Source organism: Novosphingobium sp. FG90, assembly GCF_057808725.1.
The window spans coordinates 1-22,256 of sequence record NZ_JBMDIO010000007.1 but is presented as its reverse complement, the minus strand read 5'-3'; the positions used below and the strand labels follow the sequence as shown (position 1 = coordinate 22,256).

General features: G+C 66.3%; 19 protein-coding genes. 7 read left to right on the top strand and 12 right to left on the bottom strand.

Going from position 1 to position 22,256, the window contains the following annotated elements; all coding sequences use genetic code 11:
• Positions 1-150: 150 nt before the first annotated feature.
• From ACODRZ_RS08430 to ACODRZ_RS08410, 5 genes are all read right to left on the bottom strand, one after another.
• Positions 151-1,527 carry an MmgE/PrpD family protein gene (locus ACODRZ_RS08430; protein ID WP_488970123.1) on the bottom strand — a complete coding sequence of 459 codons (1,377 nt, stop codon included), beginning with the start codon at positions 1,525-1,527 and terminating at the stop codon, positions 151-153.
• Positions 1,527-2,543 (bottom strand): zinc-dependent alcohol dehydrogenase family protein, encoded by a 1,017-nt coding sequence (locus tag ACODRZ_RS08425; protein WP_488970124.1) that lies wholly within the window; start codon positions 2,541-2,543, stop codon positions 1,527-1,529. Before ACODRZ_RS08425 ends, ACODRZ_RS08430 begins: the two co-directional genes overlap by 1 nt.
• 86 nt (positions 2,544-2,629) lie before the next feature.
• Positions 2,630-3,391 carry a GntR family transcriptional regulator gene (locus tag ACODRZ_RS08420; RefSeq protein ID WP_488970125.1) on the bottom strand — a complete coding sequence of 254 codons (762 nt, stop codon included), beginning with the start codon at positions 3,389-3,391 and terminating at the stop codon, positions 2,630-2,632.
• A gap of 190 nt (positions 3,392-3,581) precedes the next feature.
• Entirely contained in the window at positions 3,582-5,834 is a 2,253-nt protein-coding gene (locus tag ACODRZ_RS08415; RefSeq protein ID WP_488970126.1) for a TonB-dependent receptor, read from the bottom strand.
• A gap of 187 nt (positions 5,835-6,021) precedes the next feature.
• A complete protein-coding gene (locus ACODRZ_RS08410) occupies positions 6,022-7,278 on the bottom strand; it encodes an MFS transporter (protein ID WP_488970127.1) in 1,257 nt (418 codons plus the stop codon).
• Between the two features lie 91 nt (positions 7,279-7,369).
• On the opposite strand from ACODRZ_RS08410, the gene ACODRZ_RS08405 reads away from it, so the two are divergent.
• Genes ACODRZ_RS08405 through ACODRZ_RS08390 form a run of 4 tightly spaced genes read left to right on the top strand, consistent with a single transcriptional unit; the run spans position 7,370 to position 12,782 of the window.
• Positions 7,370-9,034, top strand: coding sequence for an alpha/beta fold hydrolase (locus tag ACODRZ_RS08405; protein WP_488970128.1), 1,665 nt, complete (start codon positions 7,370-7,372; stop codon positions 9,032-9,034).
• Complete coding sequence (locus ACODRZ_RS08400) at positions 9,031-10,359, top strand: MFS transporter (RefSeq protein ID WP_488970129.1); 1,329 nt, start codon at positions 9,031-9,033, stop codon at positions 10,357-10,359. The genes ACODRZ_RS08405 and ACODRZ_RS08400 overlap by 4 nt, the downstream gene beginning before the upstream one ends.
• A gap of 1 nt (position 10,360) precedes the next feature.
• On the top strand, positions 10,361-11,953 hold the full coding sequence (locus ACODRZ_RS08395) for an FAD-binding oxidoreductase (RefSeq protein ID WP_488970130.1): 1,593 nt from the start codon (positions 10,361-10,363) through the stop codon (positions 11,951-11,953).
• Positions 11,954-11,960: 7 nt separating this feature from the next.
• A complete protein-coding gene (locus ACODRZ_RS08390) occupies positions 11,961-12,782 on the top strand; it encodes a cupin domain-containing protein (protein ID WP_488970131.1) in 822 nt (273 codons plus the stop codon).
• A 205-nt stretch (positions 12,783-12,987) separates the two neighbouring features.
• Here the strand turns inward: ACODRZ_RS08390 and ACODRZ_RS08385 are convergent, their stop codons facing one another.
• The 7 genes from ACODRZ_RS08385 to ACODRZ_RS08355 form a co-directional block, all read right to left on the bottom strand.
• Positions 12,988-13,716 carry a hypothetical protein gene (locus tag ACODRZ_RS08385; RefSeq protein ID WP_488960348.1) on the bottom strand — a complete coding sequence of 243 codons (729 nt, stop codon included), beginning with the start codon at positions 13,714-13,716 and terminating at the stop codon, positions 12,988-12,990.
• Positions 13,717-13,742: 26 nt separating this feature from the next.
• Entirely contained in the window at positions 13,743-14,402 is a 660-nt protein-coding gene (locus ACODRZ_RS08380) for a hypothetical protein (RefSeq protein ID WP_488970132.1), read from the bottom strand.
• A 16-nt stretch (positions 14,403-14,418) separates the two neighbouring features.
• Complete coding sequence (locus ACODRZ_RS08375) at positions 14,419-15,270, bottom strand: alpha/beta fold hydrolase (RefSeq protein ID WP_488970133.1); 852 nt, start codon at positions 15,268-15,270, stop codon at positions 14,419-14,421.
• Positions 15,271-15,294: 24 nt separating this feature from the next.
• The gene (locus ACODRZ_RS08370) at positions 15,295-16,191 is read right to left on the bottom strand and encodes a VOC family protein (protein ID WP_488970134.1); all 897 of its coding nucleotides are present in this window, start codon (positions 16,189-16,191) and stop codon (positions 15,295-15,297) included.
• Between the two features lie 91 nt (positions 16,192-16,282).
• On the bottom strand, positions 16,283-16,897 hold the full coding sequence (leuD, locus tag ACODRZ_RS08365; RefSeq protein ID WP_488970135.1) for a 3-isopropylmalate dehydratase small subunit: 615 nt from the start codon (positions 16,895-16,897) through the stop codon (positions 16,283-16,285).
• Positions 16,894-18,294: a 3-isopropylmalate dehydratase large subunit gene (locus tag ACODRZ_RS08360; protein ID WP_488970136.1), complete on the bottom strand. Its 1,401-nt coding sequence runs from the start codon at positions 18,292-18,294 to the stop codon at positions 16,894-16,896. The genes leuD and ACODRZ_RS08360 overlap by 4 nt, the downstream gene beginning before the upstream one ends.
• Positions 18,291-19,535, bottom strand: coding sequence for a CaiB/BaiF CoA transferase family protein (locus ACODRZ_RS08355; RefSeq protein ID WP_488970137.1), 1,245 nt, complete (start codon positions 19,533-19,535; stop codon positions 18,291-18,293). The genes ACODRZ_RS08360 and ACODRZ_RS08355 overlap by 4 nt, the downstream gene beginning before the upstream one ends.
• Before the next feature lie 164 nt (positions 19,536-19,699).
• Here ACODRZ_RS08355 and ACODRZ_RS08350 point away from each other — a divergent pair, with 164 nt between their 5' ends.
• From ACODRZ_RS08350 to ACODRZ_RS08340, 3 genes are read left to right on the top strand one after another with little or no spacing between them, the layout of a single operon-like run.
• The gene (locus ACODRZ_RS08350; protein WP_271184102.1) at positions 19,700-20,383 is read left to right on the top strand and encodes an isochorismatase family protein; all 684 of its coding nucleotides are present in this window, start codon (positions 19,700-19,702) and stop codon (positions 20,381-20,383) included.
• Positions 20,383-21,267 carry a polysaccharide deacetylase family protein gene (locus ACODRZ_RS08345; RefSeq protein ID WP_488970138.1) on the top strand — a complete coding sequence of 295 codons (885 nt, stop codon included), beginning with the start codon at positions 20,383-20,385 and terminating at the stop codon, positions 21,265-21,267. Before ACODRZ_RS08350 ends, ACODRZ_RS08345 begins: the two co-directional genes overlap by 1 nt.
• Complete coding sequence (locus ACODRZ_RS08340) at positions 21,264-22,184, top strand: polysaccharide deacetylase family protein (RefSeq protein ID WP_488970139.1); 921 nt, start codon at positions 21,264-21,266, stop codon at positions 22,182-22,184. The genes ACODRZ_RS08345 and ACODRZ_RS08340 overlap by 4 nt, the downstream gene beginning before the upstream one ends.
• Positions 22,185-22,256: the final 72 nt, after the last annotated feature.

Sequence of the window (22,256 nt, the reverse complement as noted above, 5' to 3'; positions counted from 1 at the left end):
GCCCGGCGGAGAGGGTCTGTGAGGTTCATGGGGCTTCGATAGGCTGTGCCTGACCCTTCGACAAGCTCAGGGTGAGCGGAGGTAGTGTAAACCTCTCAATCCCGCTCAGGCTGAGCTTGTCGAAGCCCCTGCAGTTTTGCGCTCGGGCTATCAGCCCAGCAGTTCCGCCAGCACCCGCGCCACATCCCCGGCCGCATCCAACCGCCCGACGAGCGCGTGCAAATCCGGCACCAGCGCCGCATCCAGCCCGCCGAACGCGAAGCAGTTGCGCGCCTTCTCCAACTGCTGCTCCAGCGTCAACGGCCACTCCGGCGCGCCGAGTTGCTGCGCGACATCGACGCGGAAAGTCCGCCCGTCCACCAGCCGCACATGCGCAAAAGCCGGTACGAAAGCCGCAAGATCGGGGTTGCCGTCCGCAACGACGGTGATTTTCTCCGCAATCGCCGTCAAAACCGGATCGCCCAGCCGCTCGGGCGTGAAGGCGTCGAGGCCCACGTCACCCTGGGTCAGCACCACCGCGCCGAGCCATGCGAAGCACAGCCGCGCATAGGCCACCGTCATGTCTGCCTGCGGGCGGCGACCGACCAGCCGGTGAATCAGCGGCGGCGCGTGGTATTCCAGCGCTTCCAGATTGTCCGCCGTCACGCCATGCTGCGCCATCAGCGTCTTGAGCGCGACGATCGCCCCCTGCGCGGCGCGGCCCGTCGGGAACGGTTTCCAGCTGACTTCCTCGACGCGCCAGACTTTGCCCAGCTTGTCGAGCTCGGGCTCCAGCACCGGGTCGTTCTCGAACAGCGCCATGTAGCCGAACGGCCCGCCGATCGCGCCTGCGGGCGAAGGCACCCCGGCGCAGGCAAGGTCGAACGCCTCGACCGCCGAGCGCGCCGCGCCCGCCACCTGCAGCGCCAGCGTGGGCTTGCCCTCGATGTGCGACTGCATCGTCCCGCTCGCCAGTGCGAGGGCGTGGCCGAAGGCGCGATGGGCGACCTCCGGCTCCACCCGGCGCAGGCGCGACAGCGCGGCGACGCAGCCGAAGATGCCTGCGGTCGCCGGGCGGAAGAACTTGAGCGGTCCCTTCACCGCCACGCCCAGCGTCGCCACCACGTCGATCCCGGCGACTACGGCGGCGAGGAAATCCGCGCCCGAAGCCGGAGCGCGCCCGGCCTCGGCCAGCAGCGCCGCGCAGACGGTCGCCATCGGGTGCGCGACCGCCGGCTCGTGAACGCAGTCGTATTCCTGCGAGTGGATCTGGTAGGCGTTGACGTAAGCCGCATAAGGCGCGGGCAAGCGCAGGTCCGGTGCGCCCAGCACCATGCCCTCGCCCGTAGCCCCGCCGGTCCAGACTTGCGCGGCCTTGCGGATTTCTTCGGCGTAAATGGCGGAATGACCCGCCACGCCGACCGCAAGGCTGTCGAACAGGAAAGCACGCGCCGCCGCCTGCGCCGAGGGAGGCAGCGCCGCCCACTCGACGGACAGCGCATGATCGGCGAGGCGGGCGGCGGGGTCCGCCATGGTCGCTGAAGTCATCAGGCGACCTGGATCATCACCTTGCCGAAGTGATCGCCCGAGTGGAGGTAGGCGTAGGCATCGGCGGCCTCATCGAAGCCGAACACCTTGTTGACCACCGGCTCCATGCCGTTGATCGCGATCGCGTTGACCAGTCGCTGCAGCATCGCGCGGCCGCCCGCAGCGATGCCGTGGATGGCGAGATTCTTGCCGATGATCGTGCCGAAGTTCGGCAGCGGGTCGCTGACGGTCCCGCCCAGCGCGCCGATGATGGCGATGCGCCCATTCGGGGCCGCCGCCGCGATCGACTGGCGCAGGGTGGCAAGGCCGCCGGTCTCGACGACGATGTCGGCGCCGTTGCCGAGCGCGGCGAAGATCGTCTTCTCCCACTCCGCATCGCTACGATAGTTCACCGTCACGTCGGCGCCCAGGGCGCGGGCCTGTTCCAGCTTCTCGTCGCTGGACGAAGTGATGGCGACGCGCGCGCCGCACATGCGGGCGATCTGCAGCGCCATGATCGAAACGCCGCCGGTGCCGAGCGCGAGGACGCTGTCGCCCGCCTTGACCTTGCCGACCTCGACGATCGCGTTCCAAGCGGTCAACGCCGCACCGGAGAGCGCCGCGACCTGGCGGTCGGTCAGCGAATCCGGCACCTTCACCAGCGCATGAGCGGGGACCAGCACGTACTCGGCCAGCCAGCCGTCATGCGTCACGCCAAGGTCGTGGCCGAAGTAGGCGGGCGAGAACGGACCGTCGGTCCAGCTGACGAAATGCGGCGCGGTGACGCGCTGGCCGATGTCGATGCCCGACACACCCTCGCCAAGAACCGCCACTTCGCCGACACCGTCCGACACCGGCACGCGGTCCTCGGGACGCGGCGCGCCGTACTTGCTGGAGACGATGAGCAGGTCGCGGTGGTTGAGCGACACCGCGCGCACCTTGACGAGAACCTGACCGGGACCGGGCTGCGGCACGTCCCTGGTCACTGCGGTCAGCGAGGCGATGCCCTGCTGCGAACCGATCGTATAGGCCTTCACGATACCCCCAAGCGTTGAATGATGCTTTTTGTATCGTAACTATAACAATATCGGTGTGCAAGCGCGCTATGGCCGAATTGGGTCGCTCAATTGACCGCGTAGCGGGTTCCGTGAAGATCGAGCCGGATCGTGAACTTGTCCGAGCGGTAATGCGCGAAAGTCAGCAGGAAGGGCCGCTCGTTCCCGTCATAGCTGGTGCGGCTTATCCGCAGCAGCGCGGCGAGCGGGGCGATCTCCAGCGCCTGCGCCAGATTGGGATCGGCTTGCAGCGCGCCGATGGTCTGGTCCGCATGGACCGCCTTGTAGCCGGCATCGGCCAGAAGTTGCAGGATCGGCCCCTTGGCGAGATTGCCCGGCGTTATCAGCCCGGCCAGATCGCCCGGAACATAGCTGACGACATAGCCGATCGGCGTCCCGTCGAGATAGCGGATGCGCACCGCGCGGATCACGTCCTCCCCTGCGTCGACCTGCAGCGCGGCGGCCACCGTGGGATTGGGCTTCTCGCGGTTGACCTCGATCACGTTGACGGTGGTGCCGCTGCCCAGCGCCATCAGCGAGTCCATCGCCTGATCGATGTCCGCCTCGATCGGCTTGGCCGGAGACTTGAAGATGACCGTGGTGCCCAGCCGCCGCTTGCGCTCGACATAGCGCTGTTCGGCCAGTTCGTTGAGCACCCGCCGCGCGGTGATGCGCGAGACGCCGAAGAGTTCGGCCAACTCGTGCTCGGTCGGCATGGCGCTGCCGAAAGGGCGCTGACCGCTCAGGATCTCGTCACGCAGTTGCAGGTAGATCTGATAATAGAGCGGCACTGCAGCGTCGCGATCGACCACCCCGATACTCCCGAACATCCAAGACTGCACCCGCGCGGACTGCGCAAGCCTGATCGTCAAACCTCGCGTAGATATGTCAATTGGATACGCAACGGCAAATTCGGCAGGCGAAAAAGTCGGGCAAGAAAAAGGGGCGCCGAAGCGCCCCTTTCCTTATCACAGAGGGGGTCTGGAAATCCGCCGCAGGCGAATTCCCCAAGAACCCTACTCAGAACTTGAACCAGACGCTTCCGGTAAAGCGGCGCGGATCGCCCGGGAACAGCGAGAGGAAGTTCGCCGTGATCGTCTCCTGCTTGGTCAGGTTGGTCACGCCGAACGACGCGCCGAAGCTGCCGTCGGTCTTCTCGTAGGAAACCTTGAGGTCCACGAAATCCTCGCGCGGCGCGGCCGCCGTGTTCAGCACCGCGATATAGTACGAGGAATTGTGGCGGTACGAACCGATCAGCTTGATATCGCCATCCAGCGCATCGACCGGGATCGTGTAGGTCGCGCCGCCGGTGAACTGAAAGGTCGGCGTGCGCACCGGCCGCGTGTCGGTGGAGATCTGCAGCGCCTCCGAAACGTCCGGCAGGATCACGACCGACGAATACTCGCCGTGCGACAGCGAGCCGTTGGCGAAGAATTCGAAATTGCGCACCGGTGCGAAGACGGTCTCGAACTCCAGCCCGTAATCGACGAGCGTACCGGCGTTGCGCGCAAGGCTGACGATCACCGTCTCACCCGGTGGCACGATACCCGAAGTAATCTGCAGGTTCCTGGTGCGGGCGTAATAGCCATTGAGGTTGATGCGCACCTTGCGATCGAACAGCTCCGACTTCACGCCGCCTTCATACGACCACGTGACTTCCGGCTCGAACGCCAGCACGCGGGTCGCCACGGCAGCGTTGCCGTTCCAGCCGCCCGACTTGAAGCCGTTGGTCGCCGAGGCATAGAGCATGACCGAGGGCGAGAGCTTGTAGTTGATCGCGAAGCGCGGCGTCACGCGGTTCTGCGTCAGCTTGAGCGGGATGCCCGCCGCGCGCACGTCGGCGCTGTTGAAGCCGAAGCCGGGGAAGCGTTCGGAATCGAAGTACTCGATGCTCTTCTTCTCGTAGGTGTAGCGCGCCCCCACGGTCACGGTCAGGTCGGGCACGACCTCGTAGTCACCCTGGAGGTAGCCGGCGACGGTCTCGACCTGCTGGCGGAAATGGCGATCCTGCAGGAGATTGAACGCGGTGGCGGTCGCCGAACCCTGGAAGTCCGCCGAGGCGAGGTGGTTGACTTCGCGCAGGTAGAACACGCCGGCAACGTACTTCAGCTTGTCGTCGAATGCTTCGCCGGTCCACTTCAGTTCGGTCGAAACCTGATGGTTCCTGATCTTGTCGGCCAGGATGTAGGCGGCGTAGACGTTGGTGGTCGTGCCGTTGTAATTGTTGATGTAGCCTTGTTCCTGTTCACGATAGCCCGCGATCAGTTCGAGGTTGCCGGCATCGGTGTTCCAGTTGACGTCGGCGGTCGTGGCGTAGCTGTCGGTCAGCGAGCAGTTGCCGGTCACCGTGGTCAGCAGGATGTTGACCGGGTCGCCCTTGCAGTTGCCTTCGGGCAGGGCATTGCGGGTGTTGTAGAAGTCCGGCGTGGTCGTCGTCTTGTAGCGATCCGACGCGCCGGGCGCGGCGTAGACGCCAAGGTAGGTGCCGGTGTTGCGGGTATACTCGCCCGACAGGTCGATGGTCAGGTCGTCGGTCGGCAGGAAGCGCACATCGCCGCGGAAGCCGTAGTTACGCTCGCCGTTCAGGCGGTCGCCGGTGGTGACGTTCTTGAGGTAGCCCTTGTCGTATACGTAGTAGGCCGACCACTTCGTCAGCACACGCTCGCTGACCGGCAGATCCACGGTGGTCTTGGCGGTGACGCGGTCATAGGAGCCGTAAGTCGCCTCGAACTTGGCACCCATCCGGTCCGACGGCTTCTTCATGATCACCGAGACGGCGCCGCCGGTGGTGTTGCGGCCGAACAGCGTGCCCTGCGGTCCGCGCAGCACTTCCACGCGGTCGACGTCGAAGAACTGGTAATTGTTGGCGTTCTGGCGCGCGACGTAGACGTTGTCGACATAGGTGCCGACCGGCGGATCGAAAGTCGCGACCGACTGGCTGTTGCCGAGTCCGCGCAGGTAATAAGCGTTGGCGGTGCCCAACCCTGCGTTGTGCGTGGCGATCATGCCAGGCACCATCTGCGCGGTCTTGATCGCGTCGTTCAGGTTGAGGTTGCGGATCATCTCTTCGCTGAACGCGGTGACGGCGACCGGCACATCCTGCAGACGCTCGGGACGGCGCTGCGCGGTGACGATGATGTCACTGCCGAGATTTCCACTTGCCTGGACGTCCGTGCCTTGCGCTTCCTGTGCGTGGGCGGTGGTGGCGGTGATGGCCAGCAGTGCGGCAGCGCCCAGAGCGCGCGCACGAATACACCTCGTCGAATCAAGCATGACGACTCCTCATTTTTCTGAACCTGGAACCTTGGAACGCGGGCGCATCCTGCCGCCGCCGCTGCGACCTTTATTTGTTATGTATTGATGACATAATAGATTGCGCTTCGTGTCAACCCAACAATTCGATCTGGTGCCGATTTACCTGATCACTGAAGCGCACAAGTCACAGGCATAGGTAATATCGTTATTTTTCAGACCGTTCTGGATAAGCGCCCATCGCAAGAAGGAGCACTGCGCCAATGGCCAGGCAGGCCGAGCCCGACCTGAGAGCAATCGTGTAATCGCCAATCCTGTCGAAGGCATATCCAAAGACGACCGGCCCCAGACCGCCCGCGAAAGCGATGACGGCATAGAAGCAGCCATAGATCGCCCCGTAGTGACGCTGCCCGAAGAAGCGGCTGATCAGATAGGCGAGCAGGTCGAATTCGAACCCTGCGCCGAACCCGAGCGAGATCACGGCCAGCGTCGCGATAAGCGGCGACAGCACCGAACTCGTCAGCAGCCAGCAGCCGAGCGCCGGGAACGCAAGGATGACGAGGGCGATCAGCGGTGCCCAGAAGCGGTCGAGCAGCCAACCGCCGATAAGGCGCCCAGCGATGACCGAAAGCCCGAAGGCGGCAGTGATCTCGCCGATCTGCGGCAGCGTGAAAGCGCGGGTCTTGAGGATGTTCTCAAGGTTGGGGGTAGGCGCGGTGAGGGCGAAGGCGATGAACAGGAAGGCCCCCGCCATGATCCACAGCCGCCGGTCGCGCGCCGCCTCGGCCAGCGTCAGGCCGGGTTGCATGACCTCCTCCGCGGCTTCGACCGGCTTGTCCGCAGCCACCGCGCCCCGCGCCATCTCGCGGAACAGCAACGCCACCACGGGCACGCCGACGACGATGGGCAGGCAGCCGACCACCACCACGGCAGTGCGCCAGCCGTGCGTCTCGATTAGATGGGCGCAGAGCGGCTTGATGATGAATCCGGTGATCCCGGTGCCGCAGCTCGCAAGGCCCAGCGCCATGCCCCGCCACTTGTCGAACCACTGCGTCACCACCCGCGTCCACGTCGCGGACAGGGTGCCGACGCCCAGCACCGCCATGATTACCCATTGCGCATAGTACAAAGTCAGCGACCCGTTGCTGAGTGCGAGGCTCATGAAAGAGAGCCCGAACAGCGGCAGCGAGACGAGCGCCACGGGCCGCGCGCCGAACCGGTCGATGGCGATCCCGGCGAGCGGGCTGGCGATCATGACGACGCCCGACTGCACCGTGATGCTGGCCATCAGCGCCGCGAAGCTCCAGCCGAATTCGGCGGAAAGCTGCGGGGCAAGCATGCCGATCGTGTAGAACGGGATCGGGCTCAGCCCCAGCGCCACCCCGACCATCGCGGCGACCACCACCGCCCACCCTCTCGGATCGTCGGGTCGGGGGGCAGGCCGCGAAAAGTCACTCTGGCGCATCTTCACTCGGTTCGATCTCCGGGCTGGACAACCCGATTTTTATCGATCACGAATAGATATATGTCTATATCAAAATGAGGGTCGCAGCGTCATGTCCTCCCGGCACCCTATCGCCGCCGCCCCATCCTTGAGGATCGCCCGGCGCTACGTCGAAGTCCGGGGACGGCGCGTTCATCTGCGCGAGGCGGGGCAAGGTAAGCCTGTCGTCCTGCTGCACGATTCGCCGCGATCCTCGCGCCTGCATCTGGGTACGATGCGGCTGCTGGCGCCGCATTTCCGGGTCTTCGCGCTCGACACGCCGGGCTATGGCAATTCGGAGCCGCTGGGCATCGAGACACCCACGATCGGCGACTTCGCGGCGGCGCTGGGTGATGCGTTGGAGGTCCTTGGCCTTGCCGATGCGCCGATATACGCGACGCACACCAGCGCCAAAATCGCGCTCGAATACGCGGCCTCATCGGGGCGCCCTCCCGCGCTGATCCTCGACGGGCTGTCGTTTCCGGAAGCGCTGGCCCCGACTGCCTTCGTCGATGCCTACATGCGCCCTTTCACCATCGACACGCATGGCGCCTACATCGCCGCGGAGTGGACCCGCACGCGCGACATGTTGCGCTGGTTCCCATGGTTCGCGACGACTGCCGCCAGCCGCATGGCAATGGAAACGCCCTCGCCCGAATGGATCGAGCAATACACCATCGACCTGTTCAGCGCCGGGCCGAACTACTCCGGCGCCTATGCCGCCGCGATGCGCTACGACTGCGGCCCGGCGCTGCATGCAATCAAAGTGCCGACGCTGGTGGCCGCGCGCCGCGACGACGTGCTCTACGGCTACCTCGACCGCATTCCCGTAACCGAAAACCCGGCATTGAGCATCGAACGCCTCGAAAGCGACCGGACGGCATGGGGCGAATGGCTGCTGGCGCGCTTGCGCGACATATCGGCCCCGGATGCGCCCGTCACCGAGCCTTCCTCCACCGGCTACGTCGAGCACGCAGAGGGCCAGATCCACGTCCTGCGCCGTGGCCCCGAGGGTGGCCGTCCGCTGCTCATTCTGGAGGCATCCTCCACGCTAGCCGCGATGCAGTGGCAGGACGCCCTTTGCGCCGCATACGATACCGTAGTCCCCGACCTGCCCGGCTTCGGCGAATCCGAGGCCCTGGATGATCCCTCGGCCGCCGGTTACCTCGCGGCGCTGACGACGCTTGCCACCCAACTCGGCGGCAAGGTGGACGTGCTGGCGATCGGCACGGCCTCCTACCTCGCGCTCGGCTTCGCCGAGGTGCAGCCGGACATGGTCGGGCAGTTGATCCTCGACGGCGCCCCCGAAAGGCCCGCCGATCCCGCAGCCCTGTGCCCGCCGCTGGCCTTCGACATGGCCGGAGGACACCTCCACCGCGCCTGGCACATGCTGCGCGACGGGCAAGTGCAGTGGCCCTGGCATTCGGGCACGATCGCCGCGCAGCGCGAGACCGAGCCCACGCTCGACGGCGAGGCGCTGCATCGCGCGTTGCTGGGCGTGATCAAGCAGCCTGTGCGCTATGGCGACGCCATGAACGCCGCGTTGTCGATTGCCGACACCCCGCCCGTCACCCGATGCCCGACGCTGGTGTTCTCGCGCGAGCACGACCCGTTCTACGCCGCCGCACCGCGCCTCGGCCATGCGACGACCGACCGCCCCGATACCATCACCGAAGCCGCCGTAGTGGTCGCCCAGTTCCTCACCCCGGCGACCGCCGAAACGGAGAACGCAGCGTGACGCCAGGAGCGCCGCAGGACGTCTGGCCGGCACGGGGATACGCCTGGTACGTGATCGCGCTGCTGACGCTGGCCTATGCGCTGGCGATCCTCGACCGCGTCTCCATCGCCCTTCTGATCGAGCCGCTGGAGCGCAGCCTCCACCTGAACGACACGCAGTTCGGCCTGCTGCAGGGCATGGCGTTCAGCATGGTCTACAGCCTGCTCGGTCTGCCGCTGGGCATGCTCTGCGACCGTTCACGCCGCGTGCCGGTGCTGGTCGGGGGCCTTGCGGTGTGGAGCCTCGCGACGATCTGTTGCTCCTTCGCCTCGAACTTCGAGCAACTGTTCCTTGCCCGCATGATGGTCGGCGTGGGAGAGGCGGCGCTGGTGCCGGTCGCGACCTCGCTCATCGCCGACTACTTCGCGCCGACCGAGCGCCCGCGTGCTTACGGCGTGTTCGTGGTGGGCAGCTCGATCGGCACGGCGGCGGCAATGGCGCTCAGCGGGTTGTTCATCCGCTGGGCCGACGCACTCATCGCGGGGTTGCCTTCGCTGTTCGGATCGCACATGCCCTGGCAGATCGTCTTCATCCTTTGTGGATTGCCCGGTCTCGTTCTCGCCCTTGTCATCCTGGCGAGCGTGCGCGAACCGTCGCGCAAGGGCCTCGATACGCAAGTCACCAGCATCGGCCTGCGGCCGATCCTGAGCCTGTTTGCGCAGCGCCCGGTAGCCTACGGCTGCTTCCTCATCGGCACGGTCATGAACCTTGTCTGCGTCTATGCCATCGTCGGGTGGTTCCCCGCGCTGTTCATCCGCGCGCACGGCTGGGATGCGGCGCATACCGGCTATGCGCTGGGCGCCGTGGGCTTTCCGGTAAGCGCCTTCGCAGCCGTGAACAGCGGCTGGGTGATCGCATGGCTGCTCAAGCGCGGCCATCGCGACGCGCCGGTACTGGCGGCGATGGGCTGCGCGGCCTCGATGGTGCTGTTCGGCACCGCTGCCTGCCTCGTGCCGTCAGGCTGGATGGCGCTGGTGTTCTATGCGCTCAACGCGCTGTTCCTGAACTGGAATATCTCGGGCGTCTATTCGGGCATCTCCGCGATGACGCCCAACCGGCTGCGCGGGCAGGTCATGGCGATCCACACGATCTGCTCGGGCCTGATCGCGCTGACGGCGGGCAACTTCATCGTCGGATTTCTGTCCGACACCGTCTTCACCGGGCCGGGCGGCATAGCCTGGGCGCTGGGCATCGTCTTCTTCGGCTGCGGCACGGCCGCCGCGCTCACGCTGGCCGTGGGACGCAGCGCATTCCGCGAGGCGGTGATCGCGAATGAAAGGGAATAGTATGGCTTGCGCAATCATGACCGACGACGCGCTGGAGCGCGACCTTTCCGCGATCCTCGGCCCCGAGGGACTGCTGACGGACGAGGCATCGATCGAGTTGCACTCCTCCGACCTGCTCGGACGCGCCGGGCGGTGCCGTCTGGTGATCCGGCCGGACAATCAGGATCAGCTCGTCGAAGCCGTGCGCCGCATCGCGCCGACCGGAATGCCGCTGATGCCGCGCGGCGGCGGCCTTACTTATGTCGGTGGCTACGTCGGGAGCGGGGCCGACTGGGTCGCGGTGGACCTGCGGCGGATGAACCGCATCCTCTCCATCGACGAGGAAGACATGGTCGTCACCGTCGAGCCGGGCGTGACATGGCTTCAGCTTTATGAAGCGCTGCAGGAGAAGGGCCTGCGCCTGCCGTTCTTCGGCACGTTCTCCGGCCGGGGCGCGACGGTGGGCGGTGGGCTCTCCAACGGCGCGCTGTTCCTCGGCACCGCGCGCTACGGCACTTCGGCGGACATCGTGCTAGGGCTGGAGGTCGTCACGGCGGACGGCGCAGTCGTCCACACCGGGCAGAAGGCAGTGGCGAATGCGCCCAAGCCCTTCCTGCGCAGTTTCGGCCCGGACACCACCGGGCTGTTCATCCACGACGCGGGCGCGCTGGGCATCAAGTGCAAGGCCAGCCTGCGCATGATCCGCAAGCCCGCGCACACCGACTTCCTCTCGTTCGGCTTCCCCGACCGTGACGCCGCCATCGCCGCGATCTGCGAGATCGGGCGCGCTGAACTGGCCGAGGACGCCTATGTCATGGACCCGGACAAGACGCGGCAAGCACTCGCCGCCCCGTCCGACCTGATCCGCGACGTGAAAACGCTGGGCAAGGTCGTGGCGCAGGAGCAGGGCCTGCTGCGCGGCCTCAAGGCAGGCGCCAAGCTGGCGCTGGCAGGGCGCGACTTCATCGAGGAGGGCTGCTTTTCGCTGCACCTCGTCCTCGCCGGTCGCGGCCGCGCCAGCGTGGACGAGGACATGACAGCCGCGCGCCAGATCGCGGCGAAGCTGGGGGGCAGGGAACTGCCCAATTCCATCCCCAAGGCCGGGCGGGCGGAAATGTTCTCCCCCCTCGACGCGGTGCTCGGGGCGACAGGGGACCGCTGGGTCGCGCTCAACGGCAAGGTCCCGCACAGTCAGGCCAAGGCGCTGGTGGACGATCTGGAGCAGTTGCTGGCGGACAATAAGGATGCGCTGCGCGAGAGCAGCGTGGTCGTCTCGCGCCTGATCACGATCATGGGCAACCACGCCTTCAGCTACGAGCCGGTGTTCAACTGGCACGACGCATGGCTGCCGATGCACGAAGCGACCCTGAGCGCCAAGGCCCTGCGCGACCTGCCCCGCCCTCCGGCCAACGAGGCGGCCCGGGCGCTGATCATGCGGCTGCGGCAGGAGATCGTCGCGGTGTTCGCGCGCCATGGTGCAGCCTCGAACCAGATCGGGCGGACATATCCTTATGCCTCAATCCTGCGGCCGGAAGCGCGCGCTTTGCTGGAAGGGGTGAAACGCACGCTCGACCCGGACATGCGCATGAACCCCGGCGCGCTGGAACTGGGCTGAGACGGCAATGGCCCGGCCGCACATCGAGTTCATCCAGACCCAGAACGTCGACTGGCGCGAGCGGTCGGACGGCGTTCTGGAGAAGCGGCTCAGCCACGATCCGCTGAGCACCGATGCCACGCTCATCGTGCGACTGCCGCCCGGTTTCGTGCCCGGGCCGCGCACGGCAGGGGAGCCTGCCTTCGAGTACTTCGTGCTGGACGGCGCCGTGATGGTGGACGAACTGCCCTGCACGCGACATGCCTACGGCTTCATCCCACAAGGCAGTGGCCTCGGTGCTGTTTCGTCGCAGGACGGCGCGACGCTGCTGGTCTTCAGGCACGCACTCGATGATCCGAACGCCCTCGCAGGATGCGCCGAGGCGATCGCCATCGATACGGCGCGGATGCCGTGGGATACCTCTACCTACGACCCGAAACTCGGCCACCTGCGCCTTGCCCGCAAGGTGCTGCGGCTCGGCCCGAACGACAGCGGGCGCACCTTCCTGCTCACCGGCCTGCCGCATGGCGTGCCGGAGGAAACCCACCTTCCCACCGAGACGCACCACCACTGCGAGGAAGCCTTCATGCTGCAGGGCGAAATGTGGGCGCCCGAAGGCCGGATGCGGCAGGGAGCCTACTTCTTCCGCCCGCCGGGGATCGTCCACGGGCCGCATGTCTCCGAAACAGGGTTCCTGCAGATCATGCGCTCGCCGGGCTCGAACCGCGTGGTGAACCAGTGGTCGGCCGATCTCCAGCCGCTGCCGATCGGCGCGGCATATGCGCCGGTGGTGCCTGAGGGAACGCCTGCCGAATGGCTGCGCCCGCTGGAGGATGCTCCGGCGTATTGATCGCCCAGCTTCCCATAAAACACGCCGTCACCCTGAACTTGTTTCAGGGTCCATCAGGCCGAACGCTCTGTGGCATCCGGCGGGAAACCGTGACGGCAGTGTTGAGAATTAGAGCGCCGGGCTAACCGATAGATGGACCCTGAAACAAGTTCAGGGTGACGGTCGGGGGATAGGCGAAGGCTCGCGCTCTATCCCCCAAACCCAATCAACTACGCTCGAACTCGACCAGTTCGTACCAGGTCTGCATGTAGCCGCCGACGCCGCCCTGCACGAAGACCGCATCATCGTCCGCCGTCACCCATACGTCGTAGTCGGGGTGGCCGCCGTTGGTGGTGGCCATGCCGCCGTCCGGGTCGGTGAACTTGTAGTGGAAGCAGTCGAAGGTGCCCGCCTTCACCGTCACCGTCTCCTCACCCACGTAAGCGAGGTGGATGTTGACCTCCGAGACCATCGGCGGCGTCGCGCCGCGGTGGTCGGGCGAGGGCAGGAACGTGCGGAACGAACGGGTGTGCGGCCCGCGCGAACGATCCATCTTCTTGGTGATATAGGCATCGCCCGCGATCGGGTGGGTGCCGAAGCCGTCGAACTCGCCTTCGATCTTCACCTTCTGCGACAGGCGGCCGATCGAGGGCCCGTAGCTCTCGCACTCGACATAGCCGTCGCGGATCATGAACAGGCCCGAGCCCATGAACGCGTCGCCGATGGTGAGGCGCACGAAGCAGTCCATCGGCATGTCGTTTTCGTCGAGCGAATACGTGATGTCGCGAAGCACGGTGGGCGCCGGCTCGTCGATCTCGCAGATCGCGCGCATCGAGCGCTTGCCATCGCTATGGACGGTGAACACGAAGTCCTCGCGCCCGCGCTCCTGCCCTTCGCGGCCGGGTTTGCGCGAGGTGTAGAGGATCTTGCCGGTGATTCTCCGGTGCTGCTGCATGAGTCTCTCTCCTTAGACGGGGGGCCTTAGACGGGTGTGGCGATGCCGAGGAAGCTGGCGGTCAGGACCAGCACCCAGATGGTGATGACGCTGATCCGCGCGCGACCGTTGACTTGCGCGATCACGCGATCGCTCTCGGGCGTCGGGCCGTGGTCACGCATCTGTACGATGGCGCCAAACAGCGGCACCAACTGGCGACGCACCAGCAGCCCGAGCGCGACGCAGGTGCCGAGCACGAGGCACTTGAGCGCGATGAACAGCGGCAGCTCGATCTCCCTGGAAAGCGCCAGCATTGCCGTGGCCCAGAGCGCGAAGACGACGACGTAACGGATCGCGAGGTCGACCTTCTTGTAGGTCGCACCGGCCGGGCCGTGCTTGAGATGGACGATCCATGCCAGCGCCAGCCAGGCGAGGCCCGCGACCCAGGCCGCGATCACCCAGGCGTCGGCGATCTCCACCCAGCCGCGCTGCCACACCAATGTGAAGCCGGTGGGAAAGGCCATGATCAGCGCGGTGCGCGGCGCCATGTCGATGTTGTTGAGGATCTTGAGCGCCATCATCCGCTCGGCCACCGAGCGCTTGGGATCGACCATGAAGGTGGAACCGTAGAAGGCGCCAAGGTCACCTCCGAGCCAGTAGACCGGGATGAGGACGTGCAGCAGGACGAGTAGCGAGGCGCCGATCACGGTGTTGTTCTCTCTCTTATTGGGCGGATGCGAAGAAGGCCTGCATCGCGCTGAGGCGACCGGAGCCGAAGGCGGGATCGTCGAAGCGCGCCAGTTCGACATAGCTGCCGGTGGGCACCACGGCGGACAAGTCGCGGGTCTGGTCGATCAGCGGGTCGTTCTCACCCGCCAGCAGCAGCGCCGGGCGCGTCAGCAGGGGCAGGCGGTCGAAGCCGTTCCAGCGGAACGCGGCGCGGTAGTTGAAGTGGTAGGTATCGTGCGCCTTCATCACCTCGGTCGCCCAGGCGTGGAGGTCGGCGGGCGCACCCATGCCGTTGTCGCGGCGACCGGCGCGGGTGCGATTGTACCACGGGAAGAACATGTACTGGTCGCGGCAGAACTGGAACAGGTTGACCAGATAGGCGCCGTTGATGTCGGGCTCGAACGGGAAGGCGTAGTTGGCGAGGATGTCTTCCAGTTCCTCGGCCGTGAAGGTGCTGACCCCGTCGAGCACTACGCCGCGTACACGGTCGGGTGCGAGGATCGCCAGTTCGGCCGCGATGCAGGCGCCGGTATGCGAACCGTAGAGGTCCACCCGCTCCAGCCCCATCGCGTCGAAGAAGCCGAGCATAGCCTCGGCCAGCCGGACTACGGTGGTCTCCTCGCGGGCCAGGGAAGGGCTGTCACCATTACCGGGGGTATCGGGCGCGATGACCCGGCGCGTGGCGCCGAGGTCCTCGATCAGCCGCACCAGCTGGCGCGAACTGCCCGGCGAGGCGTGGAGCATGACGAGCGGCAGGTCTTCGTTTGCGCCAACCTCGTTACCGGCATGGCGGTAGTGGATTTGGCCGTGCGCAACATCGGCGAACCCGCGCTTCACGATCGTCATGGCATTCCCCTCAGGATTTGGGCGTCAGAGGACGCGGCCGCCTTCGATCACCTCCAGCAACGCGCCATCGGGCATGCGCAGCAGGCCGACTTTCGCGCCGTTGTAGAGCGCCCCTTCGCGGACCTCGGGACGCACGGCCCAGTGGCTTTCGAGACGGGCGAAGTCGGGCACGTTGATGGTGCAGATCGACACCCCCGGCGGCAGCGCGCCTTCGATCTGCGGGCGCGCCGTCGCAGCCTGCGGATACTGGTCGAGTTCGAGGAAGGTCTCGCCCTCGTACTTCGCGGTGACGAGCGCCACCTTCTCGCCTTCCGGCAGGTCAAAGGCGAGCGAGATCATCGAATAATGGATCGAGACCGGGTCGATCATGTCGAAGCCCAGCACGTCGCGCACCCAGTCGATCGAGGCCTGCAAGTCCGAGCACGCGAGGACGAGGATGAAAGGCCGATCGACCAGCGAGATTGGCGTCGGCAGGCCATGCTCGGCGCCGTTGACGCGGATTTCGGTGAGATAGACGGTTTCGAGGTCCGGCCCGCGCACCTGCATCGGCTTGACCGTGGGGAAGCCGTCGAGCGGCTTTGGCGGGCCGATCACCTCGAAGTCGGGCGAGGCGAGCATGCGCTCGTTGACGGCCTCGACGTCGGTGACGCAAATCTCGATCGCGGCCCAGCCGTAAGTGCGGATCGGCGCATAATCGGGCACCGCGTCGCCCTCGACGAAACGCAGGAACACGTCCGAGCCCGAGGCCGGGCGCATCAGCACGTAAGCCTTGCCCGCGCTGGCGGGCGCTTGCCACAGCGCGGCGAGATCTTCGCTGACGACGCCCTGCTCGACCACCGAGTAGTCAAGCCAGCGCGCGTAACGCTCGGCCACTTCGGCGACGTTGCTGACGGTATGGGTGGCGCAGCGCAGGAGTGTCATGAGCCCTCTATCCTGATAGGCCCCGCAGGGCTCTTTTGCCGATATTGATATAGTATTATATCAATTGACAAGCGGAAATCGTGGCTGACCGTCAGTCGGCCAGATATATCCACGGGCGCACGGCGGCGTCGCGGGCGAAGAAGCTCTCGATCTCGGCGCGGTGGCGCAGGGTGAGTTCGATGGCGTCCGCGCCCTCGATCAGCATCGTGCGCGCCTCGTCCTCCATGGAGAACGGGAACACCGCAAGGCCCATGCGAACTTCGCATGACGGCATGTCGATCGTGACCGGCGTGCCGTCCGCGAAGCCTGCCGCGATCGCCTCCACCGCCTCGCGCGGGAGGACGATGGGGGCGATGCCGTTGCGGATGCAGTTGCCCTGGAAGATCGGGCTGAACGACGGCGCGATGACGACGCGGAAGCCGTATTCGGCCAGCGCCCATACCGCATGTTCGCGGCTTGAACCGCAGCCGAAGTTGGAGCCGCCGAGCAGGATCTGCGCGCCCTTGCTCTCCAGCTGGTTGAGCACGAACGTCGGATCGATCTCCCGCCCGCCGATGGCGGTGTAGCGCCAGCCTGCAAAGAGGCCATCGGCAAGACCGTCCTTCGACACCGAACGCATCTCGCGCGAGGGGATGATCGCGTCGGTGTCGATGTTGTCGCGCAGCAGCGGCACCGCCCTGGATTCAAGCGTGACGAGCGGGGTCATGCCGCGATCTCCGAAACCAGAGCGATGCGCCCGGCGATGGCCGAAGCCGCCACCGTCTCCGGCGAGGCCAGATGGGTGCGCGTGTTCGGCCCCTGTCGGCTCTCGAAATTGCGGTTCGTGGAACTGATCACGCGCGCTTCCGGGGCAAAGCTCTCGCCGCCCGCGAAGAAGCACATCGAGCAGCCCGCCTCGCGCCATTCGAACCCGGCATCGAGGAAGACTTCGTGCAGTCCCTCGGCCTCGGCGGCAGCCTTGACCTGGGTGGAGCCCGGCACGCAGATCGCCTTGACGCCATCCGCCACCTTGCGCCCCTTGAGGATCGCGGCGGCGCGGCGCAGGTCGGAAATGCGGCTGTTGGTACACGATCCGATGAACGCCGCATCGATCGGCAGGCCCGCGACCGGCTCGCCCGGCGTCACCGCCATGTACTCGACCGCGCGCTGCTGGTCCGCCTTGCTCAGCGCATCGGCCGGGACCGGCGCGCCCAGCGGCGCGGCGTGCTGCGGGCTGTTGCCCCATGTCACCATCGGGCGAACCTGCGCTGCATCGAAGCGATGCTCGGTCGCGAAGGCCGCGCCCTCGTCGCTGTAGAGCGCGCGCCATGCGGCAATCGCCTGTTCGCGAACTTCGCCCTTGGGCGCATAGGGACGCCCTTCGAGCCAGTCGAACGTCTTGTCGTCCGGCGCGATCACCGCGCCCGCGCAGGCCATCTCGGTCGCCATGTTGCACAGCGTCATCCGGGCTTCCATGTCGAGCGCGCGCACCGCGCTCCCTGCGAACTCGATGATGTGGCCCTTGGCCCCGTTCGAGCCGAGCGCGGCGATCAGGTGCAGCGCCAGATCCTTGGCGGTGACGTCGTCCGCCAGCACGCCATCCACGGTGATGCGCATGTCGGGCGGGCGGTTCATGCGCAGCGTCATCGTCGCCAGCACATGCTCCGCCTCCGACGAACCGATGCCCCAGGCAAGGCCACCGAAGGCCCCTTGCGTGCAGGTATGGCTGTCCGGGCATACGAGGATCGCGCCGGGCAGGATGATCCCCTGCTCGGGCGAGACGACGTGGACGATGCCCTGCCGGGGGTCGTCGATGTCGAACAGGGTGATGCCGTGGCGCTTCGCGCTCTCGCGCGTCGAGATGATGAAGGCGGTGCCGGTCGGCATCAGCGTCTTATCGGTGCGGCCGGGGAACGTATCGACGATGTGGTCCATCGTCGCGAACACGCGCGAGGGGTGCATGACCGTGCGGCCTGCTTCCTCCAGCGATTTCAGCGCGACGCCGCCGGTCCGCTCGTGCAGCAGCAGGCGGTCGATGGCGATGACTTCCGCGCCGCTTTCCAGCGTGGTGACGCGGTGCGCGCTCCAGATCTTCTCGGCGAGCGTGAGCGGCCCTTCGGTCATTTCGCCGCACTGTCCGCCGGTGCGCGCAGCCCCTCGATCGCACCCGAGGCGAGAAGCGCCGCGATCTCGTCCGCGTCGAAGCCCCAGCCGCCGAGCACGTCCTCGCTGTCCTCGCCGGGCACGCGCAAGTCATGGCGCACGCCGGGGAGTGCGCCATCGATCTCGACCGGCAGCGCGGGCAGGCGGACCGAGCGGCCGTCGGTCAGCGTCAGGTCTACCAGCGCGCCGTTGGCGTTGAGGTGGGCGTCTTCAAGCAGATCCTGCGGGCGGGCGATCGGCGCGAAGGCGACGCCGCTTTCCTCCAGCTTCGCCAGCAGATCCTCGCGCGTGAAGCCCTTCGCCAGTTCGCGCACGCGCGGCAGCAGGGCTTCGCGGGCGAGCACGCGGGCATTGTTCTCCGCCAGCGCCGGGTCTGCGGCGAGGTCGTCCAGCCCGAACGTCTTCGTGAAAGCCTGCCACTGGCCGTCGCTGACGACGCCGATGAAGACCTGCTCCTCGGGCCGCGCCGTCTCGAACACGTCGTAGATCGCCCAGGCCGAGATACGCTCCGGCATCGGGCGCGCGGCGTTGCCGGTAACGGCAAGCTGCGCGATGTGCTGGCCGACGAGGAACGCGGTGGTCTCGTAAAGCGAGGAGCGCACGACCGCGCCCTTGCCGGTACGGTGGCGCTGCTCCAGCGCGGCGAGGATGCCGATCACGCCGAACATGCCGCCGGTCACGTCGATCACCGAGGCGCCCGCGCGCAAGGGGCGGCCGCTGGGGCCGGTCATGTAGGCGAGGCCGCCCATCATCTGCGCCACTTCGTCAAGCGCAGCGCGATTCTCGTAAGGGCCGGCCAGGAAGCCCTTGGCGGAGTAGTAGATGAGGCCGGGATTGCTTTGCGCGAAGTCGTCCGGGCCGAGGCCCAACTTGGCGAGCGCGCCGGGGCGGAAGTTCTCGATCAGCACGTCGGCCTGATCGACCAGCCGCTTGGCAGCGGCGACGCCTTCGGGCGACTTGAGGTCGATGGCGATGCTCTGCTTGTTCCGGTTGTACATCGGGAAATAGCCCGCGCCCGAGCCCAGCAGCTTGCGGGTACGGTCGCCGCCGATGGGCTCGACCTTGACCACAACGGCACCCAAATCGGCCATAACGACACCTGTGGAGGGTCCCATCACCATGTGGGAGAACTCAACCACCTTGATACCCGAGAGAGGAAGGTCGCCTTCCTGAATCATGTCGCGTTCCGTCTTGACTGTCATTTTGGTATATCTACAGTACAAATCAGCAATCGCAAGGTCCGCGAGGGGCAAGAGCGCGGCAGTGTTCGCGTCGCGAACAATCGGCCCGGCCCTCCTATGGCAGCGCCCCGATCGGGCGCACCTCTCCCCCCGTGGGGCCATGTAGCAGGTAATGGAGCACGAGAATGAGTGAGATCGTCGGCACGCGCATGATCCGCGAGGACAAGACCGCGCGCGAACTCTTCGAGCAGGTGATGGCCAACCCCGCCCGCACCAAGTTCGGCTTCGGCGAGAAGCTGGCGATCGTCAACGTCGACTTCCAGAACGCCTATACCCGGATCGACGAGTTCAAGACCGCCTACGAGACCGACCCGCGCCAGATCGAATACACCAACACGATCTCCGCCCTCGCCCGCGCGAAGGGCATGCCGGTGATCTGGACGCATGTGGCCTATGCCGAGGATGCCAGCGACGCCGGGGTCTGGGGCACACGCACCAACACGCCGGACTCGCTCCAGAACATCAAGTACGAGAGCCGCCGCCACGCTTTCGACGACCGCTGCGCAATCGACCCGGCGGACATGATCTACACCAAGCGCATGCCCTCGGCCTTCTTCGAGACGCCGCTGCAGAGCCTGCTGATCTGGCACAAGGTCGATACCGTGGTGATCACCGGCGGCTCCACCTCGGGCTGCATCCGCGCGACGGCGGTGGATTCGCTCAGCCGCGGCTACCGCACCATCGTCCCGATCGAGACCTGTGCGGACAAGCACGAGAGCTACCACTTCGCCAACCTGACCGACCTGCAGCTGAAATACGCCGATGTCGAACCGGTGCAGACCGTGATCGACTGGCTGGAGGCCCGCTGATGCGCGAAGGCGAAGCCGATCCGGGGCTGTACGATTACGTCCCCTATCGCGGGCGCAAGCCCTTCGCCTGGCCGGACGGCAAGAAGGTGGCGGTCTGGGTCTCTCCCAACCTCGAGTTCTACGAACTTGATCCGCCGGCCAACCCGAACCGCAAATCGTGGGCCAAGCCGCACCCGGACGTCGTCGGCTATTCCCACCGCGACCACGCGAACCGCGTCAGCCACTGGCGCATGGCCGACGTGATGACGAAGCACGGCTTCCCCGGCTCGGTCTCGCTATCGGTGGCGCTGTGCCAGCACCACCCGCGCGTGGTCGAGGATGCCAACCAGAGAGGCTGGGAGTTCTTCAGCCACGGCATCTACAACACTCGCTATTCCTACGGCATGGACGAGGCGCAGGAGCGCGCGATCATCGAGGATTCGATCCGCACCGTGCGCGACGCCACGGGGCAGACGATCAAGGGCTGGCTCGCCCCTGCCCTCACCCATACCCCGCGCACGCTGGACCTGATCGCCGAATATGGCCTGACCTATACCTGCGATCTCTACCACGACGACCAGCCGATGCCGGTGAACACCGCGAGCGGCCGCCTGATCTCGATGCCCTACAGCCTCGAAGTCAACGACCACTACGGCTTCTTCGTCTACAACATGAGCCCGCGCGAATACGCCGACACGCTGATCCGCCAGTACGAGCGCCTTGCCGCAGAGCCTTCGGGCACGGTCATGTGCATTCCGCTGCACTCGTACCTGATCGGCCAGCCGCACCGCATCGGCCCCTTCGAGGAAGTCCTGCGCCACATCGCCGCAGACGACCGGGCATGGATCACCCGCTCGGGCGATATAGCAGACCACTGGATTTCCAATGTGGGAGACGCCGCATGAGCCTCGACCCCGCCTACCTCGAATATCCACGCCGCCGCGAAGGTTACGACCACGATCTCTACACCTGGTCGCCGATGCGCGAGCGTCCGCCCGTGGCATGGCCCGAGGGCAAGACGCTGGCGGTGTGGCCCGTCGTCAGCCTCGAATGGTTCCCGATTACGCCGAATGACAAGCCGTTCCGCGCGCCCGGGCACATGCAGACCGCCTACCCGGATTATCGCCACTACACCTCGCGCGAGTACGGTTCGCGCGTAGGCGTCTACCGCCTGCTCGATGCCTTCGCGAAGGCCGGGGTAAAGGCTTCCTTCGCCACCAACGCCGCCATTGCCGAGCGTTATCCGTCGCTGGTGGCGGACGTGGTTGCGGCCGGGCACGAGATCATCGCGCATTCGACCGACATGAACGGCACCATCGCCTCGGGCCTGCCTGAGGACGAGGAGCGCGCGCTGATCGCGAAGTCGCTCGATGCGCTGGAGAAGGCCACCGGCACCCGCCCGCGCGGCTGGCACTCGATTGCGCGTTCGCAAAGTTTCGCCACCCCGCGCCTGCTGGCCGAGGCGGGCGTCGCCTATTGCTGCGACTGGGTGAACGACGAACTGCCCTATGTCATGGCCACCGAGGCGGGCGAACTTGTCAACATTCCGCTCAACCACGAGTTGTCGGATCGCCAGATCATCACGGTGCAGCAGCACTCGGCCGACAGCTACGTGGAGCAGATGCTCGATGCCGCCGACTGGCTGACGGCCGAAGCGGCGCGCGAAGGGGGCGGGCGCATGCTGCCGCTGCAGCTGACGCCCTATATCATGGCCCTGCCCTACCGTATCGGTTCGCTGGAGACACTGCTGGAAACGCTGGCGGCGCGTGCCGACGTGTGGTTCGCGACAGGCGGTGAAATTCTGGATAGCTGGAAGGCGTAAGCAAAATCCTCCCTGTCGCGAAGCGATGGGGAGGGGGACCGCCGCCGCAGGCGGTGGTGGAGGGGGATAAGC

Coding starts and splice junctions, on each gene's coding strand:
- ACODRZ_RS08430 (WP_488970123.1), bottom strand. CDS start 1,527: ATGACTTCAGCGACCATGGCGGACCCCGCCGCCCGCCTCGCCGATCAT.
- ACODRZ_RS08420 (WP_488970125.1), bottom strand. CDS start 3,391: ATGTTCGGGAGTATCGGGGTGGTCGATCGCGACGCTGCAGTGCCGCTC.
- ACODRZ_RS08415 (WP_488970126.1), bottom strand. CDS start 5,834: ATGCTTGATTCGACGAGGTGTATTCGTGCGCGCGCTCTGGGCGCTGCC.
- ACODRZ_RS08410 (WP_488970127.1), bottom strand. CDS start 7,278: ATGCGCCAGAGTGACTTTTCGCGGCCTGCCCCCCGACCCGACGATCCG.
- ACODRZ_RS08405 (WP_488970128.1), top strand. CDS start 7,370: ATGTCCTCCCGGCACCCTATCGCCGCCGCCCCATCCTTGAGGATCGCC.
- ACODRZ_RS08395 (WP_488970130.1), top strand. CDS start 10,361: ATGGCTTGCGCAATCATGACCGACGACGCGCTGGAGCGCGACCTTTCC.
- ACODRZ_RS08390 (WP_488970131.1), top strand. CDS start 11,961: ATGGCCCGGCCGCACATCGAGTTCATCCAGACCCAGAACGTCGACTGG.
- ACODRZ_RS08385 (WP_488960348.1), bottom strand. CDS start 13,716: ATGCAGCAGCACCGGAGAATCACCGGCAAGATCCTCTACACCTCGCGC.
- ACODRZ_RS08375 (WP_488970133.1), bottom strand. CDS start 15,270: ATGACGATCGTGAAGCGCGGGTTCGCCGATGTTGCGCACGGCCAAATC.
- ACODRZ_RS08370 (WP_488970134.1), bottom strand. CDS start 16,191: ATGACACTCCTGCGCTGCGCCACCCATACCGTCAGCAACGTCGCCGAA.
- leuD (WP_488970135.1), bottom strand. CDS start 16,897: ATGACCCCGCTCGTCACGCTTGAATCCAGGGCGGTGCCGCTGCTGCGC.
- ACODRZ_RS08360 (WP_488970136.1), bottom strand. CDS start 18,294: ATGACCGAAGGGCCGCTCACGCTCGCCGAGAAGATCTGGAGCGCGCAC.
- ACODRZ_RS08355 (WP_488970137.1), bottom strand. CDS start 19,535: ATGACAGTCAAGACGGAACGCGACATGATTCAGGAAGGCGACCTTCCT.
- ACODRZ_RS08350 (WP_271184102.1), top strand. CDS start 19,700: ATGAGTGAGATCGTCGGCACGCGCATGATCCGCGAGGACAAGACCGCG.
- ACODRZ_RS08345 (WP_488970138.1), top strand. CDS start 20,383: ATGCGCGAAGGCGAAGCCGATCCGGGGCTGTACGATTACGTCCCCTAT.
- ACODRZ_RS08340 (WP_488970139.1), top strand. CDS start 21,264: ATGAGCCTCGACCCCGCCTACCTCGAATATCCACGCCGCCGCGAAGGT.